We start from the raw sequence: 14556 nt of genomic DNA on the forward strand, positions 1-14556 counted from the left end.
ACAGGTTTGTTAACGCTAGTGGTTTTTCAGACTTAACCACCAATCCCAGATACCTACGTGAAAATTTTGGAACACATCAATACCTAACGCGGATTTGATCATATACAGCGTCAACAATACGCAGCAGGTGACGAACAGCACGGCAATCAGCAGCAAAAAAGTGAGCAACATTCTCGACAGGGTCGATTCCTGGCGGTGCTGGCGGCGTAAATCTCTGCCAAACAAAAAAACCAGATAATAACGCTTACTGAAAAAGGGAAAGCTTCTGCGAATATCGATCTGATGCCGCGAAGCCAGCGTCGAGGCCAGGATCGCATTTTCCACCCCTTCTTTTTGTTCAGGGGTCAACCCCTGCGCAATCGTCTCATCAAGATGAGTATAAAATCGTTCGATGACGGGGGGACGATTTTGAGGACTGGTCAAAATTAACCTATATCTTTATCAATTGAGTGATAGACGTTAACCGTCTTTTTGGCGATTTCATGCCAATTGTAGTTTTGCAAATATACACGATAGTCCACGCTATTTGCTGTTACCCCTTGGCCTAATTTTTCGGCCAGATCGGTTACATCTCCCACCTTAAAATAGGTCTCGGCAGGCAGTTGAACTTCAAGGTTAGCAGGAATATCACTGACGACGGCCGGAAGAGAAAATGACATTGCCTCCAGCAGCGCAATGGGCAATCCTTCATGGTATGAAGGCATCACAAATAGCCTGGCCTGCGAAAACACCGCCTGCAGCTCATCACCACGTAAGAAACCGGTCATCACGACACCAGGCGTGTCGGCGGCAAGCTTTTTGAGGCGAATGCTGTATTCGGTTGGATGATCCGCATCACCAATTAACACTAACGGCATGGTCAAACCACTGTGTTGATAGGCGGCAATGGCATCATGCATTCCTTTTTCTTCCACAAACCGCCCAACCACAACGAGATAATTTTTCGGCTGCAGCCCAAAGCGGGAGAGTGTATTGTCGATGGTGAGCTCTGATAACAACCGCGGCTCATTTACGCCATTGTGAATTAAATGCGCATCATAGCGACCATGTTTTTTCTGGATCAGTTGATTAATAACTTCAGAAATCACAATCACCTCGTTGGCATATCTCACCGCCCAACGTTCGCCCAGCAGCAATATTTTTTTTGCAACGAAACCCCATTTCTGACGATCGTAATCAGGTCCGTGGTGGGTGAAAACCACCTTCTTACCCATCACGCGTAAGAGTGGGATCACAAGGCCAGGGCCGATAGCATGGACATGCACAATATCCGAATGGTCGATACGTGTCCTAAACGCCGCTAAAACGGAATGGACAATAGCTTCCAGCGAGCGCTTTTTGGGTGCCCACAGCGCGTAGGTTTCGACTTTTTTATAGACCGATCGTTTGTAATTTACATATGGCGAGCGAGCAATCACGCAAATATCCGCGTCGAACTGCTGCTTAATGGCAGGATAAAGATTCTGACAGTGTGTCTCCACACCGCCCAATACATCGGGAATACCACGCGTTCCAAAAACCGTTATTTTTTTACTCATTCTATGGCCTGCTCAGCAGTTCTTTATACAACGCCTGTAAGGTATCCATATGTTTACTGAGCGCATATTTTTCACTCAACCGCGCACGGCCATGTAAGCCCATATTCCGCGCCTTCTCTTGCGAGTTAGCCAGGGCGTCCATCGCATTTGCCAACTCCTGCGCATTGCCTGGTTCGAATAAAATCCCTTCGATACCGTCACGAATTTGTTCCGGGATGCCGCCAATGCGCGATCCAATAACCGGCTTGCCTAAAGACATCGCTTCCAATATCGCCATAGAACAGTTTTCATAGCATTCAGAAGGAAGGATCACCGCTCGCGCATGCTTAATAAGCTTGTCGAGGGCTTCTCCTTGTTGCACATAACCTAAAAATTCAACATCAGGGTATTTGGCGGCTAATTCATCATGCAACGGACCGTGCCCCACAACTTTCAGCGGCGCGCTGTTCTGCATTTTTTTATGCGCTTCCAACAACGTTGCCACGCCCTTTTCACGGCTCAGACGGCCAAAGTACAGCATATAGCCCTCATCGCTTACTTCGGCCAGGGGACGACTGTCATCAACGCCATTGACGATGACATCAATGCGCGAATTTGGCAGCGTACGCAGCAGGATACCTCGTAAAAAAACACTCGGTGAAATAATCACATCCAGCGCCTGATAGTTTTGTGCAATGTACTGCCAGGTTGCCTCCAGGGAGAGCAGTAAGCTTTTTGAGGCTGAACCTTCCTGGCAACGATACCTGAAGGCATTGAAAACCGTCCCGGTAATACAGGAATCGCACACTTTGCCGTCGCGCAGCATGGAATACGAGGGGCACACAATCTTATAGTCATGCGCAGTCAGCACCGTTTTGCTGCCAAAATTACGCGCAACTTTAATCAACGCCGGTGTTAACTGATGGTAGATGTTGTGAAAGTGGACAATATCCGGGCGCTCTTTTTCTAATAGCGCCAGCATTTTTTTGCAGGCCTGCGAATTATGAATAAAGTTAACCGCCGTTTTGATACCGCCCAGCAGATTGCTCTCTTTGTGGTAGTCCACATTGCTGACGAAATAATCCGCATAGTCCGAGGGGAGATTATTATCATGATGCATAGAGAAATCAATAACCTGCACTCCGGCCTGTTTCAGCATATCGCGCTCTTGAAAATAAACCGTTTCCGCGCCGCCTTTAATGAAAAAAAACTTGTTAACTAATAATACTTTCATGGCGCCTGCCCCGGTTATTCATGAATGATTTTACTGTTGGGTGGAGTCAACGGATCGCGTACTGGTTTAGTCAACCCTTTAACCAGCCCGGCAGAAAGCACGGCCAGGTTCATTACGCTTTGCAGGCCGTTTAATAACGATCGATTCTGTACGGTTTTCAGGGCAATAAATGCAAGTAAGGGCAGAAATGCAATGTCGAAAAGTTCAAGATTGAAGGTCACCGCCGCAATGAACAAGCCAATCAAGTAAACAGAAAAAATCGCCTCGTTCCTGACCATTTTTAACGCTTTGCCGAAATAAGGTTTTCCCCAGGCACAACGTAAAAGCTCGCCAGGGGCCTGATAGTATCCGCTTTTCCAACGGTGCTTGAGCATCTGAAAGGTCGGCATGGTATGCGAAGTATGAATAAAATAAGGAATATCCAGACGCCGCAGTTTATAGCCCGCTTCGATTAAACGCAGACCCAGCTCAGCCTCTTCATACGCGTGCAAATTACGGTTAGTCAGATAACCAATTTTCTCAATCGCAGAGCGACGATATAATCCACCACCGCCTAAATGGTCACTATCCCCGAGCGGATAGATTTTATTAATGCGTTGCTTACGAGACTTAAATTCATAGTTAACGGCATCATCCATTTCAACGGTTCCCGCAACGCCTGCATATTCTGGTTCAGCCTGCAAAAAGGCGACTGCCTGATCCACAAATCCTTCTTCCAGCTCCATGTCGCCGTCCATCAACAACAGATATTCCCCTTCACTATACAGATAACCTAACTGGTGCCCGACGCCACAGCAGCGATCGCCAGGGTCAGTTAAGGACACTACGGTCACCCCTTTATCGATCGCAAGCTGTTGGGTGTTATCCGTTGAGAGACTATCTGCCACAATAATTTTATGTGGATAGTCAATAAGCTGCTTACGGATGCTGTCAATCGTCTTCTCAATACATTCAGATTCATTGAGTGTTTTAATACTCACTGAAATAAACGGTTTATTGTCCATACAATTACCCTACGCAGCGAAGGACGGTTCGACGAATCACTAAACTTGCACCTAGTGATAAATAGAACAGGAATTGTAACATCGGTGTAATCATCAGTATCTGGCTGTAAGGTAAGCTAATTAAGCAACTGATAGCAAAAGCGTTAAACGCCGGTGCAAAACTCAGCAACTGGAGATCCTGCTGGTCCAGTTGTTCAAGTCTCAGTAATGGCTTTGGCTGACAAACTTTCAGGATATAAATGAATAAGCTAACAAAGAGTAATGTACCAATCGCCCCCACTTCCCACAGCAGCATACTCAGGGAAGTCGAGTCGAGAATTAAGTTGTAGATAATATTTAAGAATCCCGGCGACACCGTACTACCACTGTTAGTGGCGTTGAGTCCGTAGCCAAATAACGTTCCTGAAAGCCCCCACAGATCGTTATTTTTCAACCAGAACAGGAACGTCGTAAAGCGCCCTAATTCACCGGTAGACATAATGTAGTTTGGATCAAAGATATAGCTTAAGGAGTCGATAAAAATACTTAACGAGCTTTTCGATGGATCGCCACCGAACGCCGTAGAATAATAGTACGCTAGGATCACAATCGACAGGCTAATGAGCAACAGCATTCCCGCCACAATAACCAATAACGTCTTCAGATTAACCTTACTAACGTCTTTGACGTAGCTCGGTGAGAGCCACACCCACGCCAGGAATATTGGCGATAGCAGGATGACAAACTTCACTTCACCAATTATGCATAACCCGATACCGAGAACAATATGCAGCGCCATGGATTTGAACGTGGTGAGCCCATGCTTATATTCGGAGACTTTTAACAACATAATTAACAGGCAAAACAGCCCCATTGCGGCAGTATTCCCGCCCCCCATGGGGTCACCGCCAAACGTGCCAACCACGGAGTCCCATTTCTCATCTTCGCCGCGCACCTCGACGCGCTGGGGAACGACCAGTAAAACCTGATAAATCATTACCGGGATCTGCGCGTAAAAAACCCAGTACAGATAGCGTGTTACACGATAAATCTGCGACTCCCGGCAAAACCCTAGCAGCAAACAGATCATCACCAGCGACAATGCAATTTCGTTTTTAAATGCCACAATCGCGACGGTGATCCCGCCCTGAATCAACGTCGATGTCCCAGCCAGTACCAGGAACGAGAAATACAACGCCAGAACAATCGTCTCTTGCGCATCCAGTTGCAGCGAGCCATCACGCGTCTGCATCACCAATAATCCCACCATCAATAAGGTGAGGAAAAAAGGTATCCACAGCACTGACTGCATACCGGTAAAGTATTGCACCAAGCCACACAGGATCAGCGTGACAAAAGTATAAACCTGTAAATAGTATCCGGTATTCAGTGTCATATTATCACCGGCTTGTCTTTCAGGAGATTGGCTCGCTTATTCATTTTCAGATAAATGAAGGCGTAGCGAATAAATGTCAGTGAAGAAAACAAGATGACCGACGTTGCATAATCTTTATAAAAATAGGGCGTCACGACAAAAGCGAATAGTACAATCGCCAGCTGTTCCAGTTGGATACGCAGAAAATAGCGATGGGAACCAAAAATAAGTTCTATCACCGTCAGAGGGCTTATCGCCAGCGCAGGGAATAAATAGGGCAACATGTAGCGCGACGTCTCAATGGAGTTAATCCAGTCTTCGCTAAAACCGAGGCGCATCACAATCGGATAGAAAATAAAAACCCCAAGGGTACAGATAACCCCTAGTACCAGCAATAGCATACGTACCCTGGTATATTCCTGATAGTTAAAGGTATTATTTCTGAAGTCGATAGACCACTTGGAGAAAATAGTATTGCGTACCGCGTTGCCGATGATCACCACCGGTGCCAGGCAAAAGCGGCTAACCACGGAAAAATAACCCGCCGTCAGCGCCGAGAACCAAAAGTTAATCAGCATAATCGGCAAATTGCTGCTGGCCATCGCCAGCACTTCCGCACTGCCCACTTTGGTAATGTGATGAATATTCTGTTTGAAAAAATGCCAATTACTGGCGGGTCGCAGATGTCTGGCTGCCACCGAACGAATATCAAACGAATGCAAAATACAGCTTATGGTCAGCGCCATCGTCGCGCAGGCCCACGACCAATAAAACAGCTGTACATAATGCGTAATCAGAACCGAAAGTAATACCACCACTGAAACAGAAATACGCTGGAAAATCAGAAAACGAAAGTTGGCCGTGCGTAGCGACAGGTTTTCCGAGATCAAAACCCACGCCGTTGCCAACGTCAGCAAATAGAGAAACAGGATGTTCTGGTGAAACAGCCACGCGGTGAGCACGGCGTAAGGTAAGGCAATGATCGTGCTTTGGATCAGGCAAAACACAACATTCTGTACCAGTTCGTCATCCTGCTGTTTAGGAATTAACAGCTGTGATGCAAATGTACACACCTGAGCGCCCACCACGGCGATACTGTAGTTGAGTGCATAAAGCCCCACCTCAGCCATATCGTACTTGTGTGAAATCAACCAAATAGACAGTGCACCAATCAACTGCGAGATGACTGATGAACCGGCTATCGTGGAAGCGCTCTTCAGTAGACTCATACGCGGCCTGGCGTGGTCATCAGTTGATCGGTACTGAAGTTCAGTGAACGCAGACCTTCTTGCGTCTCAAGATCTTTTTCTTCAACCGCATTGAGTACCGCGCCAATTACCACGCCGTTATTTTCTTCCAGCTTATCCAGCGCGTTGGCGATTTGCCCGGCGGACCCCGTCCCCGCTTTCACGATGAAAATCACCCCATCAACGGCGCGTTTAATCAGTTGAACATCCTGACTCTGATTCACAGCAGCGACATCAATAATAATGCGCTGATAGTGCGATTTCAGTTCACGCATTAAGGGCTCAACGTGCCCCGACGACAGCATCAGTAAAGAAGAGATGGTTGTCTTGCCGTGCGGAATAAAATCGAGATGTTCACTGAGCGTAATCCGCGCCTTTTCAAGCTGAACCTCCCCGCGCAACAGTTCCGCCAAACCTGCGGATGTTCCCGACGCCAGTTCAGAAGAGAGCCCGTCAGTGTTAAAGAAATCCGCATCAATAAGCAGAGTTTTCTGGTCGAAACTAAAAGAGTTAGCTAACAGATTCGCCAACAAAGAACGCCCATCGCCATGCTCCGTCGACGCCACCGCAAGCGTCTGTAAAGGTCGATTATCCAGCATAATCCGGGTACGGATACCGTGCACAATATCGGCATTCAGCGGGTTCTTCATGATCATGTCCCGCACCTGCGCGCGCCCTGAGGTTCCGCTAAAACGACGGATTTCACCCAGCGGAGCAACATTGAGCCGTTTTTTCATGCGACTGAGGGTACCGATTGAGTTATCCATTGCCGCTTTAACAATGAAATACATGATACTGAACACCACCACCAGCATGACCACCATCAGCAACAGCAAAGATTTATTCGGTTTCGCCGGTTTTAAGGCGGGTACCGCAGGGTCGTATAACACCGCATCAGCATTCACGCCGGACAGCGACAGCTCTTGAGTACGTTGATAAAGCGATTTATACAGGTCTTCCATTTTATCTAACGACAGCTTTTGACTGTTCCAGGCATCCCGTTTTGACGCCATTTTCTGGAAGATCTCTTTCTGCTCAGTCACCTGCTGTTGATAGTTTTTTTCGTCCGCCAGCGCCGCCAGATATTGCTGGCGTAAACCGACTTTCAGCTCACCCAACACTCGTCCAGTCTGGTTTTGGATCGACTGAACATCGGCCTCCGCTTTTAAAATGGCGGGATTTTTTGGCCCGTAGACTTTACGCTGTTCGGACAACGTTCGTTGCGCCTGAATCAACGCAATGCGCAAATCCTGGATCTGAGCATGATTAGAGACCGAAGGCAGCGAGATAACGCTCTCAATGGACTTACCTCCCCCGTTCACCTCGTTATAGACGGATTCAGCGGCAACCCGACGCTGAGTTGCATCGGCCAGGCGATTGGTTACGATACTTAACTGCTCGGTTTCAAAACCATCGATTCCACGGAAGGTCAGCAGCCCGGCATTTTTCAGATAGTTGTCCATCTCGTCTTTTTGCTTAGCTATCGATTTCTGAATCTCTTCCATTTTTTCAAAATTCAGTTCGCGAGCTTTCTCCACCTTCAGACGCTTCTGCTCCACCGTGTAGTTGATGAAAGCCTGCGCGACGCCATTCGCAATGTCAGCCGCAACCTGTGGGGACGTTGATTCATAGGTAATAGACGCCAGGTTTGTCGTACGAATACCAATGACATTCAGATTTTTCGCCAGCGTTTTCAGCGCTTGTTCCATTCTCAGTTGCCGACTTTCATTGCTATCAGCCCCCCGAGCACCGGCTTTTTCCCCGGTAAACTCCGGGTTTTCATCCAGCTTCATATCACGTATGGCTTTCTCCAGCACAATACGTGAATGCATCAACGCATATTGTGTTTCGTAGTAACCACTACGCGTTGAATCGAAACCATCAACCTGTGGAAACGGAGAAACGTTATCAGCTTGCGCCTTAATCAGCACCGTCGCCGTTGAAACATACTTTGAGGACATCATGCTGATTAATGGATACGCGACGACCCCGGCAACGATACCGGCCAGTGCGATTTTCCAGGCGTTCTTTTTCAACTCTTTGGCAAAGCGGGAGAATTCGACACTGCTTTCTCGTTTTTTGCCGTTTTCCACTATAGATAGTTTCATCGTTAGAAGAACCCCATGCCAATAATCACGACATCCCCTGGATGAACAGAGTGCGTTAAATCGACATTCTCAAGCAGCTGATTGCTACCCGACAGACGAATGTTGATATCTTGACGGTCCGCACGGTCTGTAAACCCACCCGCCTGCGCAATAGATTTCTCGACGGTAAGCCCTGGCTCATAGGCGAAGCCATTTGGACTTTTCACCTCGCCTGAAACATAGTATTTGCGGAACTCGGCAATGCTCACCGTCACCATCGGAGTGGTAAAATAATCTCCGGTCAGGCGTTGAGTTAATTCTTTTGTCACTTGATCAACGGTTTTATCTTGTAATTTAAGAGCACCAACAAACGGGAAATTAATTTCCCCACTCTTATCCAAAATAAACCGCATCGTCATATCGGGTTGACCATGAACAGCGATATTGACCGTATCCCCCGCCCCAAGTCGGTAATCCTGCTGAACAGTAGCAGGATCGTCCATTAATCGCGGGCTGGACGTTGTGCATCCGACCAACAGGATACTGAAAAGCAAAACCGCGCACAGTTCTATTATTTTCATTTTAGATCTGAACCTTAGCTTTAAGCATAATCATAGAATTATCATAACCCAACGTTCTAATAACTTCCTGATTGTCGTTGGGACCGATATAAAACGAGTCAGTATCCCTATTCGAATTTAATGTATCTATCTGATATTTAATCTCAAAATTAACCGACGGCGTATAGTCATAGCTCATGGTTACGCTAAACGCACCATCTTTATCATGTCGATCCTTGTTCTGTTTTTTATAGTCTTCCGAAGTGAATGAGTAGTCCAATAAAGTAGAAAAACGAGTGCCTAACCAGAAATGCTGGTAAGAAAGGCCATACTGGGTCACTAAAATATATCCCCCAACTTCCGATGGGTCTTTAATGCTTTGCGCAGAGTGGGCCGTGAAAACTGATTGTTGTAATGGCTTCCACTCCGCTTTTATGTCCCAGTTTAGACCATTAAAATCATGCGAGTTTGCGTTGTTTTCAAATGTTTTATACAGCCATGAAATATTCATGTCGACATTGGTTTTCCCCGTCAACTGCGACTTCAGGCCATACAGCAAATAGTACTCATTAGTGTCTTTTTCTGAGTTGTTATCATAGCGACGCTGGTTAGTAATAAAACTATAGCGAAAGCGCGTTCTGGATGTGTACTGGTCAAAAATTTCTGCCACCAAGCTATTTTCGTGCCATTCCTGTTCCTGAATATAATTGTAGAAGTCTTCACTGCTGTCCCGTACATCAGACGTGTTGCCGAAAGTGAGTTTTTTATACAACAACGCCAGTTCCGCTTTCCCACGCCCATCAGGTGCGCCGTAACTGTAACGCAATTCACTGTTGATAAAATTCGTCGTCAGTGGAGATGTAATCCCATACTGCTCGAATTGGCCCGGGAGAAAACCCTCGGTAATACCGCGACCACGGGATTCATGCCCAAGCGTATCCTCCAGATTGAGGGTTAGACCATGCTTGAGCCCGTACCGCCAGGCACCGTTAAAACGGAAAAAATGATCGTTATAGTTATCAGCGGAATCACTGGAGTAGTTACGATAATCTCCGGAATACATCAGTAAATACTTATCCTGACCACGCTCTCCGATCATACTCAGTACAGGCGCTGCGCTCTGAAACGAGGAACCAATAGCATCGCTGCTATGTGGCTGATAAGAAACGTTATCATTATAACCATAATCCACAGCAACCTTGCCCTGGAAGTCGATTCCCGCAAAGCCAATGTGTGATTTCGGGGTTAAATCAGCCCATGCGGGCTGCGATATCACGATTCCGGTAATCACTATCAATTTAGTATGCATTCTTACCGACAAATCCTTTGAAAATAGTTTTAATGATGATTTTTATATCCAGCCATGGTAATCCCCCCGAAAAACTGAGGTGCTCATAAGTAGAATTTTCTCGTATCTTGAACGCAGGAGGTTCTACATGAAAACATCACGCTTTAGCGATGCACAGATCATCGCCATCCTCAAGCAGGCCGAGTCTGGTTCACCCGTCCCTGAGCTCTGCCGTGAGCATGGCATCAGCTCCGCCACCTTCTACAAGTGGCGCTCCAAATTCGGTGGCATGGATGCCTCTCTCATGGCGCGCCTCAAAGAGCTGGAAGAGGAAAATCGTCGCCTTAAGAAGATGTATGCCGAGGAGCGCCTAAAGGCTGAGATCATCTCCGAGGCGATGGCAAAAAAGTGGTGACGCCATCTGCCCGCAGGGAGATGGCGACCAAGGCTGTGGCTCATTACGCCATTTCTATCCGTCTGGCTTGCCAGGTGTTCAAGGTGAGCGAGGGTTGCTACCGTTATCAGCCCGTGCTGGCTGATGAAAACCAGGAGATTGCCGACTGGCTGCTGCGCCTCACCGCCAACCAGCGCAACTGGGGTTTCGGACTGTGCTTCCTGTACCTGCGTAACGTCAAAGGCTTTGGCTGGAACCACAAGCGGGTCTACCGGATCTATCGGGCGCTAGAGCTCAATCTGCGGATAAAACCCAAGAAGCGGCTAGTGCGGGCCAAGCCGGAGCCGTTGGCAGTCCCTGACCAACCGAATCACTGTTGGTCGATGGACTTTATGCATGACCAGCTCAGCGATGGTCGTTCGGTGCGGTTGTTTAATGTGATCGATGACTTCAATCGCGAAGCACTGTGCATCGAGGTGGATTTTTCCTTGCCTGCCTCGCGAGTCAAACGGGTGCTGGAGCAGGTCATCGAGTGGCGGGGCAAACCAGCCGCTATCCGCTGTGATAATGGTCCGGAATACATCAGCGAAGAGCTCAAGCAATGGGCGCAGCAGAAGAGGATTGCGCTGAGGTATATCCAGCCAGGCAACCCGCAGCAGAATGCCTACATAGAGCGATTTAACCGCACTGTGCGTTACGACTGGTTGGGCCATTACCTGTTTGAGTCACTGAATGAGTTACAGGAATTTGCCACGAACTGGCTGTGGGTTTATAACCATGAGCGGCCCAATATGGCGCTGGGCGGCTACACGCCGAAACAGCGCTTGGCACAGGCCGCATGACCTCTACTTTTGAGTGCTCCAAAAAATGGGGGGATTACCCCATAACGACCAGTTTTGAATGTACTCAATATCGTACTGAACCCGTTTTTCCATCTTATAAAGCGCATCGATTTCCCCGCGGAAACCGTTGATCTGTGCAAGCCCAGTGATCCCAGGCTTCACTTTATGGCGGATCATGTAATTTTCGACCTGTTTGCGGTACTGCTCATTATGCGTTACCGCATGAGGTCTGGGACCGACAATCGACATACTTCCCTGCAAAACGTTAATAAATTGCGGAAGTTCATCCAGCGAAGTGCGGCGTAAAAAGCTCCCGAATTTGGTTACCCGCGGATCGTTTTTCGTGGCCTGAATAACCGTATCGGAATTCTCCATGACGCGCATAGAACGAAACTTCCAGACCTTAATTTTTTGCCCGCTAAGACCATAGCGGTCCTGTTTGAAAAACACCGGCCCGCGGGACGTGAGTTTGATACCAATGGCAATAGCCAGCATCAGCGAGGAAATCATCACCATAATGATGCTGCCAAGAACCAGATCTTCCGCCCGCTTAATAAACGACCCCGCCCCTTCAAACGGTGAACTGAAGATACCGATAGTTTGCAGGTTGTGGATGGAGCGTAACTTGGACATGTTGTTACTATAGGTATAAAAGTCAGGGACAATATAGGTATCTACGGTGGTGTCAGACATCATCGCTAAAAAATGACGAATTCGGTGTAAAGCAACCATCGGTAAAGCGATGTAGATTTCGTCTATATTTCCCTGCCTGGCTTCCTCAACTAAATTGCTCACCGAGCCGCGAAAGGGACTTTTTATTTTCTCCACCACATCGCCGCAACGGGATGGACTGCGTTCATCATAAAATGCCAGGTCTAATTTGATATTGGCATATTCAGTGGTCAATGCGTTTTCCGCCGCCAGACCGTTCTCAGTAAGCCCAATCACAGCAACGCGAATATTTTTTCTGGCGGTGTATTTGAAAAGAAAAAAGCGGATATAGTATAGAAAAGGTAATGGAATGAAGTACCAGTAAATAATGGCTGAATAAAACGGTGAAGGCAGTCTGTCTAAGTAGCCGAGTGATTCAGGCTCAGCCACCGTCATACTGACCAGTTCGTTAAAAAAAATCGCCAGCAGCGTACAAAAAACCAAGCGTTTTTGATTACGCAAACCGATCGTCTTAATCTTTTGCTGGTACATTTTAATGTATTCAGCAAACAGTAAGAAAAAGATCGAGAAGAGAAGACTCAAAATCGCAATGGTGTTAAAGGGCACCAAACCCAGCAGATGGGCGCTAAAAATTAACACCACATTGATAACAATGAAATCGACCAGTTTTAAAAAGACCGGATATCCTTGACTGCTAATCTTTAGCGAATTTTTAAGCATATCTCAACCTATTATCGATTGATCTTTAATTGTTTTTTTCTTATTTCATGATGTTAATTATATCACAAGCTTAAAAAACACAAGGGTAGATTGTCAGCAAATGTAAAAAGAAAGATGGTAAGTTGTGACAAACACCTCACAAGATATCAGCATCAATATGATTTTATTGACTATTAAAATCAAGCTCGATTTATTTTCCACATTAGAAAATATAATTACCTGCAACAAAAATCGCATTGACAGATAACAATTCATGAACTAATAGCAAGTGCAATTGTATGATGAATACCCGGGTCACTTACTGGGGTAGGCTCATCGGGAGCCTCTCACTTGCCGCCTTCCCACAACGAGAAATCCGTAGCATATATAAGCGTATATAATATCCTTTAGAAAAATAACACGGGAATATATTAACAAGAAAATGATTAGCAAGCTTACTGTAAGCGTAATGCTTACTGATTGGATCTTAGAATTATCGTCATTCTGATGTACAAAAATGAAGAACAATCAAATTCAGCACAAAAAATTTAGTTTAAATAATTGTAGCAACTCCGATGACTGGAGATGACCAACATGACTTTACAGGTATAAAAAACACACTGTAACTGATCAACCCCAAAATGAATATCACATCTCGCTAATATCAACATTCTGCGAATTTATACATCTAACAACAGCAATTTCAACACAGATCAACCCGCTCATTCAAAACACCAAAAAAGAATAAATGACAACATTGATATTTTGTTAAATGTACCACAACGATAATCCCATACGTTATTTATAATCATGTATACACCGTGTTAAAAAACCTGAAAAGATTACTGAAACACCCTTTCATCACACATAAAAAATTATGTTTACTTATTTTTCGCAAATAAATAATATCCGCAGTGGATTACTTGTTGAGCAATTTACAAACGTTAATCGTTTCTTTCAAATGAAGTCCTGCATCATTTTTTTGACATTGATGTACTCCGGCTGAATCTGCGCCTCTGACAAGTACTCTTCTGGGTAAATAATAAATTTAACGGAGTTATGATGAAGAAAATTACACTCACCTGCACCGCGCTGGTTGCTTTGTTTGCGGCTAATGTTGGCGCGGCAGGAAGTACTAATTACGCCACCACCGCGGGAGCAGGTTCTAAAGCCACCGCGACGGTCCATTTTACCGGTGAAATTGTTGCCAGCACCTGCGTGGTGAACACCGCCAATCCAACAAATACAAACGTCGTATTACCGCAAGTCACCAACCAGTTATTTGGCGGCGCGGGCTCTACCACCGGCGATACTCAGTTTACGTTGCAATTTACCGGCTGTAGTGGCGCAACGGGAGCACACAGCTATGTGGTGGTCTTTACCGGTAAAAATCCTGGCAGTAATACCACATTGTTGGAAGCAACTCGTACAACAGGAGCAGCCACCGATGTCGGCATTGAAGTGGACAATAAAGGTAACTCAGGTAAAGCCCTCGATTTCTCCGCTAGTCAGAATGAAGTGTCATTGACACCGAACCAAAACGGCGATGCACATATTGATTTGGTCGCCAAATATCAGCAAATAGGCGCAACGCTGCCTGCGGCAGGCACAATTACTGCGGATATGAATTACACCGTCATTTATAAATAACGGACGTT

At 46.4% G+C, this 14556-nt stretch carries 12 protein-coding genes; 2 read left to right on the top strand and 10 right to left on the bottom strand.

Annotated elements, in window-relative coordinates:
* Positions 1-15: 15 nt before the first annotated feature.
* From E6P06_RS21870 to E6P06_RS21910, 9 genes are read right to left on the bottom strand one after another with little or no spacing between them, the layout of a single operon-like run.
* Complete coding sequence (locus E6P06_RS21870) at positions 16-423, bottom strand: hypothetical protein (RefSeq protein ID WP_032938074.1); 408 nt, start codon at positions 421-423, stop codon at positions 16-18.
* A gap of 2 nt (positions 424-425) precedes the next feature.
* Positions 426-1538 carry a glycosyltransferase family 4 protein gene (locus E6P06_RS21875; RefSeq protein WP_048218463.1) on the bottom strand — a complete coding sequence of 371 codons (1113 nt, stop codon included), beginning with the start codon at positions 1536-1538 and terminating at the stop codon, positions 426-428.
* Position 1539: 1 nt separating this feature from the next.
* Entirely contained in the window at positions 1540-2751 is a 1212-nt protein-coding gene (locus E6P06_RS21880) for a glycosyltransferase family 4 protein (protein ID WP_044713276.1), read from the bottom strand.
* Between the two features lie 14 nt (positions 2752-2765).
* Positions 2766-3755 carry a glycosyltransferase family 2 protein gene (locus E6P06_RS21885; protein ID WP_044713277.1) on the bottom strand — a complete coding sequence of 330 codons (990 nt, stop codon included), beginning with the start codon at positions 3753-3755 and terminating at the stop codon, positions 2766-2768.
* A 4-nt stretch (positions 3756-3759) separates the two neighbouring features.
* Positions 3760-5130 (bottom strand): capsular biosynthesis protein, encoded by a 1371-nt coding sequence (locus tag E6P06_RS21890; RefSeq protein ID WP_139935716.1) that lies wholly within the window; start codon positions 5128-5130, stop codon positions 3760-3762.
* Positions 5127-6338, bottom strand: a complete 1212-nt coding sequence (locus tag E6P06_RS21895; protein WP_032938083.1) for a lipopolysaccharide biosynthesis protein — start codon at positions 6336-6338, stop codon at positions 5127-5129. The genes E6P06_RS21890 and E6P06_RS21895 overlap by 4 nt, the downstream gene beginning before the upstream one ends.
* A complete protein-coding gene (locus tag E6P06_RS21900; RefSeq protein WP_139935717.1) occupies positions 6335-8464 on the bottom strand; it encodes a tyrosine-protein kinase domain-containing protein in 2130 nt (709 codons plus the stop codon). The genes E6P06_RS21895 and E6P06_RS21900 overlap by 4 nt, the downstream gene beginning before the upstream one ends.
* 2 nt (positions 8465-8466) lie before the next feature.
* Positions 8467-9024, bottom strand: coding sequence for a polysaccharide biosynthesis/export family protein (locus tag E6P06_RS21905; protein WP_003037180.1), 558 nt, complete (start codon positions 9022-9024; stop codon positions 8467-8469).
* A 1-nt stretch (position 9025) separates the two neighbouring features.
* A complete protein-coding gene (locus E6P06_RS21910; protein WP_139935718.1) occupies positions 9026-10312 on the bottom strand; it encodes an outer membrane beta-barrel protein in 1287 nt (428 codons plus the stop codon).
* Between the two features lie 127 nt (positions 10313-10439).
* Here E6P06_RS21910 and E6P06_RS21920 point away from each other — a divergent pair.
* Positions 10440-11527, top strand: a protein-coding gene (locus tag E6P06_RS21920) for an IS3-like element ISAs22 family transposase (protein WP_088821966.1) whose coding sequence is annotated in 2 segments (ribosomal slippage) — positions 10440-10692 and positions 10692-11527 — 1089 coding nt in all. Because the reading frame shifts where the segments join, the coding sequence is not laid out codon by codon here.
* A 3-nt stretch (positions 11528-11530) separates the two neighbouring features.
* On the opposite strand, the gene E6P06_RS21925 is transcribed toward E6P06_RS21920, so the two are convergent.
* A complete protein-coding gene (locus tag E6P06_RS21925; protein WP_139935719.1) occupies positions 11531-12919 on the bottom strand; it encodes an undecaprenyl-phosphate glucose phosphotransferase in 1389 nt (462 codons plus the stop codon).
* Between the two features lie 1041 nt (positions 12920-13960).
* On the opposite strand from E6P06_RS21925, the gene E6P06_RS21930 reads away from it, so the two are divergent.
* Positions 13961-14548 (top strand): fimbrial protein, encoded by a 588-nt coding sequence (locus E6P06_RS21930; RefSeq protein ID WP_003839725.1) that lies wholly within the window; start codon positions 13961-13963, stop codon positions 14546-14548.
* Positions 14549-14556: the final 8 nt, after the last annotated feature.

The organism is Citrobacter sp. CF971 (genome assembly GCF_006385635.1).
In the GTDB taxonomy this organism is placed as follows: Bacteria; Pseudomonadota; Gammaproteobacteria; order Enterobacterales; family Enterobacteriaceae; genus Citrobacter; species Citrobacter freundii.

What these genes read in the sequence shown, in the direction of transcription:
- E6P06_RS21895 (WP_032938083.1), bottom strand. Translation starts at nt 6,338, where the DNA reads ATGAGTCTACTGAAGAGCGCTTCCACGATAGCCGGTTCATCAGTCATC.
- E6P06_RS21890 (WP_139935716.1), bottom strand. Translation starts at nt 5,130, where the DNA reads ATGACACTGAATACCGGATACTATTTACAGGTTTATACTTTTGTCACG.
- E6P06_RS21875 (WP_048218463.1), bottom strand. Translation starts at nt 1,538, where the DNA reads ATGAGTAAAAAAATAACGGTTTTTGGAACGCGTGGTATTCCCGATGTA.
- E6P06_RS21930 (WP_003839725.1), top strand. Translation starts at nt 13,961, where the DNA reads ATGAAGAAAATTACACTCACCTGCACCGCGCTGGTTGCTTTGTTTGCG.
- E6P06_RS21880 (WP_044713276.1), bottom strand. Translation starts at nt 2,751, where the DNA reads ATGAAAGTATTATTAGTTAACAAGTTTTTTTTCATTAAAGGCGGCGCG.
- E6P06_RS21905 (WP_003037180.1), bottom strand. Translation starts at nt 9,024, where the DNA reads ATGAAAATAATAGAACTGTGCGCGGTTTTGCTTTTCAGTATCCTGTTG.
- E6P06_RS21900 (WP_139935717.1), bottom strand. Translation starts at nt 8,464, where the DNA reads ATGAAACTATCTATAGTGGAAAACGGCAAAAAACGAGAAAGCAGTGTC.
- E6P06_RS21910 (WP_139935718.1), bottom strand. Translation starts at nt 10,312, where the DNA reads ATGCATACTAAATTGATAGTGATTACCGGAATCGTGATATCGCAGCCC.
- E6P06_RS21925 (WP_139935719.1), bottom strand. Translation starts at nt 12,919, where the DNA reads ATGCTTAAAAATTCGCTAAAGATTAGCAGTCAAGGATATCCGGTCTTT.
- E6P06_RS21885 (WP_044713277.1), bottom strand. Translation starts at nt 3,755, where the DNA reads ATGGACAATAAACCGTTTATTTCAGTGAGTATTAAAACACTCAATGAA.